The sequence below is a fragment of the Xenorhabdus khoisanae genome, assembly GCF_001037465.1.
Lineage (GTDB): Bacteria > Pseudomonadota > Gammaproteobacteria > Enterobacterales > Enterobacteriaceae > Xenorhabdus > Xenorhabdus khoisanae.
On the sequence record NZ_LFCV01000085.1, the window covers coordinates 1 to 15,416 of the forward strand.

The following is a 15,416-nucleotide window of genomic DNA, read 5'->3' on the forward strand; positions in this document are numbered from 1 at the left end:
CTTCGATAGTTGGCATGATTAGTCAAGGTGTAACAGAAACCATTAATCTCACCCCATTTCTTTGGAGCTTTTTTGGTATTTGTTTTATTTTTTTTATTACTAAGACTATATCAGAAATTACGTTATCCCATTTAGCTCAAGCAGCTATCTTTTCATTACGCCTCAGTTTAAGTAACAAAATATTGCGTGCACCACTCAAAAAGCTGAATAAAATCGGGCGGCACGGTCTTTTAGCAGTTTTAACTAAAGACGTCGATGTTTTCGTACACTCTTTTATGCTGGCACCCAGTGTTTTTGGTAATGTCACCCTAATCATCGCCTGTTTTAGTTATTTGGCCTGGATGTCCTGGCAATTGTTTGTCATTTTGGCGGCACTCAGTCTTATTGCAATGTACATGTTTTATATTTGGGAGAAATATCCATTACGTTTGATGACCTCAATGCGTGATCAGGTGGATAAAATATACCTTAATTTTCAAAGCCTGATTAATGGCAGCAAAGAGCTGAAACTCAATAAACAAAAAGGCAATCTTTTTGTCGATAAAGTTATCGCTCCTGCCGCCAATGTATTCAAAGAAATATGCATTAAAGCGAATTCCAGTTATGCATGGCTTATCAATGCCAGTTCCGTCACCTTCTATATCATTATTGGTATCAGCATTTTTATTGTCCCCATTTGGATCCCTCAAGAGCCATCAACCCTGTTCACGGTAGCGCTGCTTGTACTCTTTTTATCAGGCCCTATTAGTGAAGTTATTGGTGCAATCCCGGAATTGAGAGAAGCTGAAGTTTCATTGAATAAAATGCGCCGCCTTGATAATGAACTGGAGGAAGCGCTCTCCGAACAAATCGAAGGCCCTAGCCCATTCCATAATAAGCTGCCAATAGAACTTGAACTGAAAGATGTTGTCCATCATTACACCACGGATAAAGAAGACCGTCAGTTTGCCCTCGGCCCATTGAGTCTGAAAATATCGCAAGGCGAAATTGTTTTCATCGTTGGGGGCAATGGCAGCGGGAAAACAACACTCGCGATGTTGCTTGTTGGCTTGTTTGAACAAGAATCGGGTTCTGTCTCGCTAAACGGCGTACCGGTAACGTCAGCTAATAATGAGCATTATCGCCAGTTCTTTTCTGCTGTTTTTTCCGATTATCATCTCTTCGAACAACTACTCAATAGCGATGCCAATGTTACTGAAAAAGCGACGCATTATATTGAATCATTAAATATGTCACACAAAGTTAAAATCGTTGATGGGGGTTTTTCCACAACCAATCTTTCTGCTGGTCAACGAAAAAGACTGGCATTAGTTTCGGCCTATTTAGAAGATCGTCCTATATATCTGTTTGATGAATGGGCCGCAGACCAAGACCCTGTATTTAAACGTTTATTCTATACTGAGCTACTGCCTGAATTAAAAGCTAATGGTAAAACTATCATCGTTATTAGCCATGATGATGGTTATTTTGATTCTGCCGATCGCATTATCAAATTAGAAGATGGTAATATTAAAGAGATCAGTAATAAAATTCATTAGTTCATTAAAAAACAAAGTGAATCGCATTACAAAGAGCCTATGTAATTAGGCTCTTCTTTCACTTTACATATCCATATAAGCTTTGCTTTATGGAGCAAACAAAAAATCACCAAAACTAATAAACTTTGGTACTCACTACCTGTAATAAAATTAGATACATTAGAAAAACATTATTATAAATGTGGAATTAAATAATCTAATGTAAAATCATCTAATACCGTAAAGATTATAATTTCTTTCAGTAATGAAAAGGAATTGAACAAGACATTAAGAATTAGGCTGTTCTTTTTTATCAGAATGGTCAGCTATTTTTATGCCACTTGCTCTGGATAACGACTACTTTTCCTAACAGGAATAGATATACCGTCTATTTCATGGAAATATTTTTTATTAGTTCAACCCCGAGTGTGATTTTTTGTTTTATCAGTTCTCATGTTTTTATTTTTAATGTACCCATAAAAAGGGAGCTATAGAATGAATTACCCTGAACAATTGAAACCATTTCCTTTATCGGAAGCGCAAAGTAGCCGCTGGTTTCAATATCAAATAGACCCTGATAAACGTGGTCAGAATAATAGTGCATTTTGTGCTCGCATTAAAGGTGTAACAGCGAAACAACTAGAAGAAGCTCTCAATAAATTGGTGCAAAGACACCCGATGCTGCGAGCAAGTTTTGGACTATATCACGGTGAACTGGGCTATTGCATTGCAGATAATTCTGAAATCGCACTCACAGTACATGATGCACAGCATCTTAGTGAAGAAGCGCTTCGGCAACGTGTTCAGGACGACTGCTGGCATCTGTTTGATTTAACACACCCGCTTCGGTTTTACGCCAGTTGGTATAAGTGCAATCAGCAAGAAGGCGTAATGGTACTGACCTTTGATCATCTTGCCGTCGATGGCTGGTCTTATTGGATATTGTTAGATGAACTTGATGCCCTGCTTTCTGCACGTCCTCTGGAACCTGTTCCAGAAAATAGCTTTCACGATTATGTGGAATGGCAGCAACAATGGTTAAAAAGCGCCAGCGCAAAAAAACAACAACAATTCTGGCAAAATACCTTAGCTGGTAATTTAGCCGTAACGCAATGGCCCGCTAAAAACAGCCCTGCGCCTGATACAGGGAAAATCTCTTTATATAAAAAAGTACCCAATTCTCTGGCAAATAAACTGCAAGCTCTGGCATCGAAATATGATAACAGTCTGTTTACCATTTTTCTGGCCGCCTACCAAATCCTCCTTAATCGCTATACCGGGCAGGATGACATTATTATCGGCTCTATCATGCCGGGCCGGGGACGTGCCCGCTGGGGAAAACTGGTCGGCGAGTTTATCAACCCGATAGCGTTACGCAGCCAGATAAAGGGTGAAATGACAGTACAGGAGCACATCACACAGGCAGCAAAAACCGCCCGGTTGGGCATTGAAAACCAGAAATATCCGTTTTCCAGAGTATTGGAACAACTGCAATTGCAGCGTAATGCAGAAACTCATCCTGTTTTCCAAACCGTCATGATATTTCAAAAAGCCAGATATATTGGTGACTTACCCTCACTCTGGATGGCGGAAGACAACAATGTGATGGTGCAGTGGGGTAACGCTGAATTGAGGCCTTTCCCTCATCCATACTACGCTGACATTCCTGTTCCATTAATGGTGAATATTCTGGAAGTCGATGGTCAGATCCGTTATGCCTTTTATTTCGATACCAAGGTATTTGATACTGAATTAATCTCTCAGTTAATGCAGAATCTCCTGAATCTGCTGGAGGCAATGGCCGATGGCGAACAACAACCAGTTAATCGTTTGCCATTAATGGGTGAGCAAGAACATCAACAAGTCATCCATGATTTTAACGATACAAACAAACCTTTCCCAAAACACGCCTTAATCCATCAATTTATTGAACAACAAGTGGAACGCAGCCCGACGGCAACTGCGCTGCTGTATGGTAATGATAAACTCAGTTATTTAGAGTTGAATCAGCGAGCCAACCAACTGGCTCATGCCCTTGTTAATGCGGGTGTTCGCCCTGATGATCGCGTAGCCATTTGCATGGAACGCAGTTTGGATATGGTGATCAGTCTGGTCAGTATCTTAAAAGCGGGTGCTGCTTATGTGCCACTCGATCCTGAATATCCGACTGATAGGCTTGCTTATATCCTGTCAGACAGTGAACCGGTGATCCTGCTAACCCATCATGACTTGCAAGAACAATTACCTGCAATCGAAATACCTGTCTGGTTTTTGGATAATCCAACCGTTCAGGCTGATATCACCCACCAGCCCGATGATAATTTAGATGCCGTGCATTTGGGGCTAACATCCCGTCATTTGGCCTATGTACTCTACACTTCCGGCTCAACGGGATTACCAAAAGGGGTAATGAATGAACATCGCGGTGTGGTTAACCGTTTACTCTGGGCGCAGGATACTTATCAACTCACTCCTCAAGATCGGGTTTTACAAAAAACCCCATTCAGTTTTGATGTTTCTGTTTGGGAATTTTTCCTTCCCCTGATGTTTGGCGCCCAGTTAGTGATGGCTCGCCCCGGTGGTCACAAAGAACCGCACTATTTATTGGAAGAGATAGAAAACCGTAATATTACTACGCTCCATTTTGTGCCTTCCATGTTGCAAAGTTTTCTCCACTACATTCCAACCGGACGTTGTCTTTCTCTGCGCCAAATTTTATGCAGCGGGGAAGCGCTCCCTTATGCCTTGCAACAACAGTGCCTGTCCCACTTTCCTCACACTGAACTGCATAATTTATATGGGCCAACAGAAGCGGCCATTGATGTCACTGCCTGGAAATGTGTACCGGATAGCTATATCGGACAAGTGCCGATTGGGCATCCTATTTCCAATATTCAAATCTATATTCTCGATACACATGGAGAACCCGTTCCAATTGGTGTCGCAGGTGAAATCCACATCGGGGGAGTCGGTGTCGCCCGTGGTTATTTGAACCTGCCTGAACTGACCGCAGAGCGTTTCATTACCGATCCATTCAGTCCCGATCCTGATGCCCGTCTATACAAAACAGGCGATCTGGGACGCTGGCTGCCTGATGGCAGTATCGCCTATCTGGGACGCAACGATTTTCAAGTTAAAATTCGCGGATTACGTATTGAATTGGGCGAGATTGAAACCTGCCTGATCCAATGTACTGATATTCGTGAAGCTGTAGTCGTTGCCCGTGAAAATGACACGGGAGATAAACGACTCGTCGCCTATTTGATCCCTAATAAGGATTGCACACCGACTATCTCTCAACTACGCGGGCAATTGAGTAAACATCTCGCTGATTACATGATCCCGAGCGCATTTGTGATGATGGACGCTTTTCCTCTCTCCCCAAATGGCAAACTCGATCGCCAATCTCTCCCTGCTCCTGATCATTCAGCCATGTCTACCCATGAGTATGTCGCTCCGGAAGGCGAAACCGAGGAACAATTAGCCATCATTTGGCAAGAATTACTAGGGTTAGACCGGATAAGTCGCTATGACAACTTCTTCGAATTGGGCGGTCATTCTCTGCTGGTATTGCAGCTACAGTCGCAGATCAAGAAAACATTTGATGTTGAGTTATCCGTTTATCAACTGTTTTCACACCCAACCCTCTGTCAGCTTGAAGAATGCATTATCGATGCGCTATTGCTGCAATTTGATTCAGAGTCTTTACAAGATATTTATAAATCAATGAATTAGGTCTTACCTCATATTGTTTTAAATGGTGATAAATAAATGAATAATAACGAGCTTTCATCTCTACCATTAGCTGAACGAAGAAGACTACTTGAGTTAGCCAAATCAGCAAAATTGACCCGCCAGTCTACTCAGAAAACAGAAATCAGGCCCCAGTCTCGTGATAATGGTGTGCCATTATCTTGGGCACAACAACGTTTATGGTTCCTTGCTCAATTAGATCCTGCCGCACAAACGGCATATCACATGTCAGCAGGTTTGAACCTAAAAGGCAGGCTGAACCTGAACGCCCTACAAGCTGCATTGGATTGTATTGTGGCGCGCCATGAAATTCTGCGTACGACTATCGTGACGGTAGAAGACGAAGCACAGCAAATCATCAGTGATGAAAATTGTGGTTTTCCTTTAATACAAGAAGATTTCAGCCAACTACTCTCAGAACAAAAAAACGCGACAGAACAAGAAAACGTATCAGAGCAGCAAGCGGCAATTGAAAAAGCCGCCTATCTTGAGGCAAACCATCCCTTTGATTTTGTTAATGGCCCTTTGGTACGTGGGCGATTGCTAAAACTGGCGGAAGACCAACATATCCTGCTGTTGACCCAGCATCATATTATTTCAGATGGCTGGTCAGTCAGTGTCTTAATGCAAGAATTGTCCACGCTTTATCACGCATTCAGTCAAGGGCTGCCAGATCCAATGCCAGCCCTGACAATTCAGTATGCTGACTATGTTCTCTGGCAGAAAAAGGGGTTGCAGGGAGAAGTGCTGGAAAAACAGGTTGAGTTCTGGCGTAACACCTTGAAAGGCGCTCCCGCCTTGCTGGAATTACCCACTGATCAGCCGCGCCCAGCGAAACAAAGCTATACTGGCGGACGAGTTAATATTGTTTTCCCTCCCGCATTGCAGGCAGGTTTAAAAGATCTCAGCCAGCGTCATGGCACAACCTTATTTATGACACTATTGGCCGGATGGGCCACTCTGCTTTCCCGCCTCAGCGGTCAGGATGATATTGTGATTGGTACGCCCATCGCCAATCGTCAACAACCTGAATTGGCCCCTTTGATCGGCTTCTTTGCCAACACATTGGCATTACGGGTGCAATTGCATGATAACCCCAGTGTCAGCCAACTCTTGGCACAGGTGAAGGAACAGGCTATCAATGCATTCGCCCATCAGGATCTGCCTTTCGAACAACTGGTCGAAACCCTGCAACCCCCGCGCAGCCTGAGCCATAGCCCAATCTTTCAGGTTATGCTGGCAACCAATAATATGCCGGGACAACGGCATTTCGAACTACCGGGATTGGTATTGGATGAGCGGCCATTAATCAGGGACAGTGCTTACTTTGACCTGACATTAACGCTGGATGAAACCGAAAACGAATTAACGGGGGATCTGGAGTATGCCAGTGACCTGTTCGATCACACCACGATTGAACGCATGGTCAACCATCTATACATCTTACTTGCAGCCATGGTGGCAGATGATACTCAACACATGGCTGAACTGCCGTTAATGGAGCCACCGCAGCTTAAGCAATTACTGGTGGATTTTAACGACACAGCACTGGACTATCCGCAGGATAAGCTGATTCACCAACTATTTGAACAGCAAGCAGAGTCGATGCCTGACGCTATCGCCCTGGTATATCAGGACACCCAACTGAGTTATGCAGAACTGAACCAGCGCGCCAACCAACTGGCACATAGCCTGATTGCATTTGGCATACGCCCAGACGATCGCGTGGCTCTGTGCGTTGAGCGCAGTCCCGATATGATTATTGGCATGTTGGGCATCCTCAAAGCAGGTGCGGGCTATGTTCCCTTTGATCCGGAATACCCTGCTGAACGTTTGGCTTATCAATTGTCAGACAGCACGCCGATGTTATTACTGACTCAACGGCACTTACAAACGAGTTTGCCCGCAACGGAAATGCCGGTTTGGTTGTTGGACGATGAAAATCATCGGAATACGGTGGCACAACAGCCAACACATAATCCTGAGTCAAGTCAGTCGGGGCTTATGCCACACCACCTGGCCTATATTATTTATACTTCTGGCTCGACCGGATTACCCAAAGGGGTAATGCTTGAGCACCGCAATGTCGTCAACTTTATCCATGCCCAACATCAAATCAGCCAACCTCAGCCGGGGGATCGCATCCTGCAATTTGCGACCATGGCGTTTGATACCTCAGTGTCTGATATTTTCCCAACGCTGGCAGCGGGAGCGACTTTAGTCCTGCGCCCTGCTCATGTCCGTGTGCCTGATGCAGCATTTATTGATTTTTTACAGCAGCAGAAGATCACCATTATGGATGTACCCACCGCTTTCTGGCATCAATGGGTACAGGAGATAAAAGCAGGCCGTACCGGTTTCAGTCCTTACCTCAATACCGTGATTGTCGGTGGAGAAAAAGCGGAATATCGCCATTTGGCAGATTGGCAATCCCTGCCAGAGACTCAGTTCTGCCGCTGGATTAACACATATGGCCCTACTGAAACGACCGTCATTGTCACATCATTAACACTTGAGGACGGTCACTCTTCTGAAATCGTGAATAACATTCCGATTGGCCGCCCTAATGCCAATTCCCGCATCTATATTCTCGATCCTCTCGGTCAACCCGTTCCTGTTGGTGTCAGTGGAGAAATTCATATTGGTGGTGCCGGTGTCGCGCGTGGTTACCTGAATAAGCCGGAACTGACGGCAGAACGCTTTGTTCCCGATCCATTCAGTGTCGATCCATCCAAAGTCGATCCATCCCAAGAAAAGTCCGATGCCCGTATGTATAAAAGCGGCGATCTGGGACGCTGGTTACCAAATGGCACTATCGAATATCTGGGGCGCAATGATTTTCAGGTTAAACTACGTGGTTTCCGTATTGAATTGGGAGAAATCGAGGCGCAACTGGCGGCTTGCAAGGGCGTCAAAGATGTTGTCGTTATTGCCCGAGAGGAATCAACCGGCGATAAACGTCTGGTCGCTTACCTGATCCCCCAACCTGATGCCACACTCACCCCTTCCGATCTGCGTGAACAGCTAAGCACTCACCTGATGGAACACATGATCCCCAGTGCATTTGTCATACTGGACGCCTTCCCGCTGACCGGAAGTGGCAAGTTGGATCGAAAAGCCCTGCCCGTCCCTGATCGCGCTGCGATTGCCAGCCGTGAATACGAAGCACCCCAAGGGGAAATCGAACAGAAAGTGGCGGAAGTCTGGCAATCCCTGCTGGGGATAGAACGAGTGGGACGTCACGATAACTTTTTTGAGCTGGGTGGACATTCTCTGCTAACCGTGCAAATGGCCTCCCGTTTACGTCACGCTCTTAATATCCATGTGGACTTGCAAGATCTGTTTACCCGCCCTGTCTTGTCAGATTTAGCGCAATCGCTGAACACAACGACCACATCAGGACAGCAATCCACACAACAATTGATATTACCTGCCAACCGGGAACAAACGCTTCCCTTATCCTGGGCTCAACAACGTCTGTGGTTCCTGGCACAGTTAGATTCTGCGGCACAAACGGCGTACCACATCTCTGGTGGAGTGCGTCTGAAAGGACACCTGAACCAGAGCGCCCTGCAAGCCACTCTGGACAGAATCGTTGCACGCCATGAAATTCTGCGCACAACCATTAAGGTAGTCGAGGGTACCGCCCGGCAAATCATTGACGATGCGGATTATGGCTTCAACTTAACTATCAAAGATCTCAGCCTGCTGACAGAGGCAGAAAAACAGGCTGCCATTGATGAAGCATCTCAGTTTGAAACCAACCATCCCTTTGATTTTGCAAGGGAACCATTAATACGCGCTCAACTGCTGAAACTCGCAGATGATGAGCATGTCATGCTATTAACCCAGCACCATATGATTTCCGATGGCTGGTCACTGAACGTTCTGATGCATGAACTGACCACACTTTACCGCGCCTTTAGTCAGGGACAGAAAGATCCGCTGCCTGAGATGACATTGCAATATGCTGATTATGCCGTCTGGCAACGTCAATGGCTGCAAGGTAGTGTATTGGAAAAACAAGTGAATTTCTGGCGAAATGCACTGCGAGATGCCCCTGCCTTACTGGAATTGCCTACGGACAAAATACGTCCTGCGGTACAGAGCTATCGCGGGGATCAAGTGACATTCACCCTTTCCCCAGAGTTGAGCGATGGATTAAAAGCACTCAGCCAGCGTCATAGTGCCACTCTATTTATGACCTTGTTGGCGGCTTGGTCAATTTTACTTTCCCGCATAAGTGGTCAGCAAGATATTGTCATTGGTACACCGGTTGCTAACCGACAACACAGTGAGCTGGAACCGCTGATCGGATTCTTTGCCAATACGCTGGCACTCAGGGTTAAACTGGAAGATAACCCCACAGTTGGCGATTTATTGGCACAAGTGAAAGCCCACGCACTGGAAGCCTATGTCCATCAGGATTTGCCATTTGAGCAACTTGTTGAAGCCCTGCAACCGCCACGCAGCCTGAGCCACAGCCCAATATTCCAGGTGATGCTCGCGCTGGATAATACGCCAATACAGCAATCTCTTGAGTTATCCGGCGTAATATTGGATGAATTGCCATCAACCCGAAGAAGTACCCATTTCGATCTGTCACTTTCCATGAATGATACCGACAATGGTTTAGTCGGTGAGTTGGAATATGCCAGCGATCTGTTTGAACATGCCAGCATTGAGCGCCTCGCCAGCTACCTTCACACTCTGTTGAGCGCGATGGTTGAAGATGATTCACTGCGGGTAGAAGATTTACCCTTGCTACAACCGCAGCAACTCAGCCAATTATTGGAAGATTTCAATGATACAGCGTTGAACTGTCCGCAGGATAAGCTAATTCACCCATTGTTCGAACAGCAAGCAGAACGGACACCGGATGCTGTTGCGTTAGTGTTTGAAGATAGCCAACTGAGTTACGCGGAACTGAACCACCATGCCAATCAACTGGCACACTATCTGATAGCGTCCGGCGTGCGCCCGGATGATCGTATTGCTATCTGTGTGGATCGCAGTCCGGATATGATCATTGGCATGTACGCGATTCTCAAAGCGGGTGCAGGCTATATTCCCCTTGATCCGGAATATCCCACTGAACGACTGGCTTATCAGTTGTCAGATAGCAAACCTGCATTATTACTGACCCAACGTCATTTACAGAATCGATTGCCCATACAGGGCGTGTCAGTCTTGCTGCTGGACGATGAAAACCATCACAACATGATGGCACAACAACCTGCACATAATCCCGATCCTGAGCAATTGGGACTTCAACCCCATCATTTGGCCTATATCATTTACACCTCTGGTTCAACCGGACAGCCCAAAGGCGTAATGCTGGAACATCGCAATGTAGCGAATTTTATCCATGCCCAGCAACAAACCAGTGAACCTCAATTGGGTGATCGCATTCTGCAATTTGCGACGATTGCGTTTGATACTTCGGTATCTGATATTTTCCCCACCCTCGCATCAGGTGCTACGCTGGTTCTACGCCCTCCTCATATCAGAATACCGGATATGACATTTGTCGCGTTTTTGCGTGAACAGCAGATCACCATTATGGATATGCCAACCGCCTTCTGGCATCACTGGGTGCAAGAGATGATGGCAGGCCGCAGTGGTTTCAGCCCTTACCTGCACACCATTATTGTGGGTGGTGAGAAAGCGGAATACCGCCATTTGATGAATTGGCTGTCGAGTTCAGAAACACAATCCTGCCGTTGGATTAACTCCTATGGCCCGACTGAAACGACGGTCATTGCTACAACGCTGACACTGGACAGCCAAGACCCTCTTCATCTCGAAGGTGCTATCCCGATTGGTTATCCACTGCCCAATACCTGTATTTATATTCTGGATACACACGGTCAGCCGGTTCCCATTGGTGTGAGCGGAGAAATCCATATCGGCGGCGCAGGCGTTGCCCGTGGTTATCTGAATCGACCCGATTTGACAGCAGAGAAATTTATTGCTGATCCTTTCAGCGCCGATCCATGCAAAGAAAAGCCCGATGCCCGTATGTATAAAACCGGCGATCTGGGGCGCTGGCTGCCAAACGGGGCCATTGAATATCTGGGGCGCAATGACTTTCAGGTCAAGATACGTGGTTTCCGCATTGAACTTGGCGAAATCGAGGCCAGATTGGTGCAATGCCATGGAGTACATGAAGCGATCGTGACTGCCCGCGACGTTCTTTCCCCTAAAACGCTTTCCCATGAAGAAAGCTCAGGCGAGAAACGACTTGTTGCTTATGTGATCCCCAAATCCGGCGCTGAACCCGAGCCTGCTACTCTACGTCAGCAACTGGCACAACATCTCGCCGAGTATATGCTGCCTAACGCCTTTGTGATGTTAGATGCCTTCCCGTTGACACCCGGAGGAAAAATCGACCGTAAAGCGCTGCCGGAACCGGATCAAGCCGCGTTCGTCATGCGCAGCTATGAAGCGCCAGCCAATGCAACGGAAATGGCACTGGCTGAAATCTGGCAAGCGTTATTGGGGCTGGAAAGCATCGGCCGTTCTGACAATTTCTTCGAGCTGGGCGGTCATTCTCTGATGGTCGTCAACCTGCTCGAACAGCTCCGTCATCAGGGTTGGGATCTTGATATCCGTACCGTGTTTGCTGCGCCTGTACTGTCTGAAATGGCGAAAGCAATGCAGACTATGCAGAACAATGCAGACACGTTCATTGTGCCGCCCAATCTCATCCCTGACGACTGCACCGCCATTACACCGGACATGCTGCCATTGGTATCCCTGTCTCAAAGTGAGATTGATGCTATTGCTGACGCGATACCCGGTGGTAGCGCTAATATTCAGGATATCTACCCACTCGCACCACTACAGGAAGGCATTCTGTTCCACTACCTGCTGCAAACACAGGGCGATACTTATTTATTGCGTCATTTTTTCGCATTCGATACCCGTGAGCGCCTCGATGCCTTCCTGAGCGCTTTGCAACAGATCATTGATCGCCACGATATTCTGCGTACCGCCGCTTACTGGCAGGGATTAACTCAGCCAGTGCAAGTGGTCTACCGCCATGCACCGCTGTCAATTACCGAACTCACACTCTCAGCAGAAGAAAGTGCCGAAACACAATTAAATCGCCTCACTGATCCTCGCACGGTACGGATGGATCTGACCCAAGCGCCGTTGCTGTCCGCACATATCGCGCAAGATCAGGAATCAGGACAGTGGCTGCTTTCTTTACTGAACCACCATTTAGTTTGTGACCACGTATCTCTGGAAATCATATCCCATGAAGTGAAGGCACTGCTCTTAGGGGAAGGTGGCAACCTGCCCGCTCCTCTGCCTTACCGTCACTTTATTGCCCAAATCCACCATGTGTCGCCGGAAGCCCATCAGGCTTATTTCCAGTCCCTGCTCGGCGATGTGGATGAACCGACCCTGCCGTTTGGATTACATGACATTCAGAGTGGTAATCATGATGAAGATCAGCATAACGACATCGTGGAAGATACTTTCGTCCTTGACAGCGATTTAGCCCACAGCCTGCGTGATTGTGCCCGTCAACAGGGGATAAGTGCCGCAGTATTGTTCCATGTCGCATGGGCGCAAGTATTGGCACGATGCAGTGGACGGGATGATGTGGTGTTCGGCACGGTTCTGTTAGGACGCTTACAAGGCGGAATAGGGGTTTCTAAAGTCCTCGGTATGTTTATCAATACCCTGCCTGTTCGCGTTCGGTTACAGGCACGTACTGTTCAGCAGGTTGTACGGGAAACTTACCAACAACTGACTGAATTATTGGATCACGAACAAGCATCATTGGCTGTTGCCCAGCGTTGCAGCGGCATTCAGGCGCCAATGCCGTTGTTCAGCAGTCTGCTCAACTTCCGCCATACCCCACGTGACGAAATGGAATTCACATCGCAGGCTTGGGAAGGCATACAGGTACTCAATGGTGAAGAACGCAGTAACTATCCATTCTCGTTGGATGTGGATGATTTTGACGAAGGATTTTCCCTTACTGCCCAGTGTAACCCGCAGATCAATCCGGCGCGCCTGAATGCCTATATGGAAATCGTGCTGAAAGAGCTGGTGTCAGCTTTGCAACTTGCGCCAAACTATGCGCCAAACTATGCGCCAAACTATGCGCCAAACTATGCACCACAACAATTGATTGAAGCGATCGATATTCTGCCACCGGCAGAGCGTAACCAACTATTGAAGGATTTTAACGACACGAAACTGGCCTATCCGCAAGATATGCTGATTCACCAAATGTTCGAACAGCAAGCAGCAAGGATACCCGATGCCACCGCATTGGTATCTGGCGATATTCAATTGAGTTATGCAGAACTGAATCACCACGCCAACCAACTGGCACACAGCCTGATAGCCTTTGGTGTGCGCCCTGATGATCATGTGGCTCTGTGTGTCGAGCGCAGTCTGGACATGATTATTGCCATGTTAGGTATTCTCAAAGCAGGCGCGAACTATGTTCCGCTTGATCCAGAATATCCTCTCGACCGACTGGCCTATCAGTTGTCGGACAGTAAACCTGTGTTACTGCTGACCCAACAGCATTTACAGGTACGCTTGCCGCTGCAAAACATGCCTGTCTGGTTATTGGACGATGACACACATCGGGAACGCATGGCACAACAACCTGCACACAATCCTGACGCTGAACAGTTGGGGCTTCGCTCCCACCATCTGGCCTATATCATTTATACCTCGGGTTCAACGGGACAACCCAAAGGCGTTATGGTTGAGCACCGCAATGTGGTGGGCTTTATCCATGCCCAACATCAGATCAGTCAGCCTCAGCCGGGGGATCGCATTCTACAGTTTGCTACCGTCGCGTTTGATACCTCAGTCTCTGATATTTTCCCGACGCTGGCAGCAGGGGCAACATTAATCCTGCGTCCTGCGCATATTCGTATACCGAATGCGGAATTCATTGATTTCCTGAACCAGCAGAAAATTACCCTCATCGATTTACCAACCGCTTTCTGGCATCACTGGGTACAGGAGATGAAAGCGGGTCGCACAGGTTTCAGCTCTCATCTGAAAGCAATCATTGTCGGGGGCGAAAAAGCAGAATACCGCCATTTAATGGATTGGCATGCTCTGCCGGAAACTCAGCACTGCCGCTGGATAAACACCTATGGCCCGACTGAAACCACCGTTATTGCCACCAACCTGATTCTGGATGACGACACCTATTCAATCAAAGACGCTATTCCGATTGGTTATCCAAATGCCAATACCCAAATCTATATTTTGGACACCTTGGGACATCCGGTTCCTCTCGGTGTGAGCGGAGAGATCCACATTGCCGGAACAGGCGTTGCCCGTGGTTATCTGAACCAACCCGATTTGACGGCGGAGAAATTTATTTCCGACCCATTCAGCACCGATCCATTCAAAGAAAAGCCTGATGCCCGTATGTATAAAACCGGCGATTTAGGGCGCTGGTTACCTGATGGGACGATTGAATATCTGGGGCGTAATGATTTTCAGGTCAAGATCCGCGGCTTCCGTATTGAACTGGGTGAAATCGAAGCGCAATTGCTTGCCTGTTCCGGTGTCAGGGAAGCGCTGGTTGTCGCCCGCGAGGAAGATAACGGCGATAAACGGTTAGTGGCGTATGTCATTCCACAGCCTGATGCTGTGCCGGATGTAAACAGTCTGCGTGAACAACTTAATGCCCATCTGGCGGGTTATATGATTCCCAACGCCTTTGTCATGCTGGACGCCTTCCCGCTGACTGCCAGCGGCAAAGTGGATCGTAAAGCGCTGCCGGCACCGGATCATGCCTCTATCGCCAGCCATGAATACCAAGCTCCTGAAGGAGAAATCGAACAGCAAATCGCCGTTATCCTACAGAACCTACTGAAATTAGAGCAGGTAGGCCGGCATGACAGTTTCTTTGATTTAGGTGGAAATTCCCTATCAATCATCCAGTTAATGGCAAGGCTGCGTGACGAATTCCATCTTGAGGTATCAATCTCAGACATTTTTGCTCATCCGACACTTTCTGAACTCGCTGAGCTTATCGCATCAAGACAGCTTGAAACCTTTTTCGCACAAGAAGACCTCGAATCGCTACAAAAAGAATTGGAGAACTTGTCTGAAGATGAATTGCGTGCCCTGTTAAATGGAGATAATTAA

2 protein-coding genes and 3 pseudogenes are annotated in these 15,416 nt (G+C 47.1%); all 5 read left to right on the forward strand.

The genetic code is table 11. The features are described 5' to 3' along the window. Positions 1 to 1,538: cyclic peptide export ABC transporter (locus AB204_RS12845; protein WP_047963765.1), on the forward strand; the 1,538-nt coding region annotated here is incomplete at its 5' end. Between the two features lie 474 nt (positions 1,539 to 2,012). Next, a complete protein-coding gene (locus AB204_RS12850; protein WP_047963766.1) occupies positions 2,013 to 5,252 on the forward strand; it encodes a non-ribosomal peptide synthetase in 3,240 nt (1,079 codons plus the stop codon). 36 nt (positions 5,253 to 5,288) lie between these two features. Further along, positions 5,289 to 6,782: pseudogene (locus AB204_RS24135) on the forward strand (condensation domain-containing protein); the annotation flags it as partial. Between the two features lie 93 nt (positions 6,783 to 6,875). Next, a pseudogene (locus tag AB204_RS24140) lies at positions 6,876 to 8,711 on the forward strand (non-ribosomal peptide synthetase); the annotation flags it as partial. A 12-nt stretch (positions 8,712 to 8,723) separates the two neighbouring features. Then, positions 8,724 to 15,416: pseudogene (locus tag AB204_RS12855) on the forward strand (amino acid adenylation domain-containing protein); the annotation flags it as partial.

What these genes read in the sequence shown, in the direction of transcription:
- AB204_RS12850 (WP_047963766.1), top strand. Translation starts at nt 2,013, where the DNA reads ATGAATTACCCTGAACAATTGAAACCATTTCCTTTATCGGAAGCGCAA.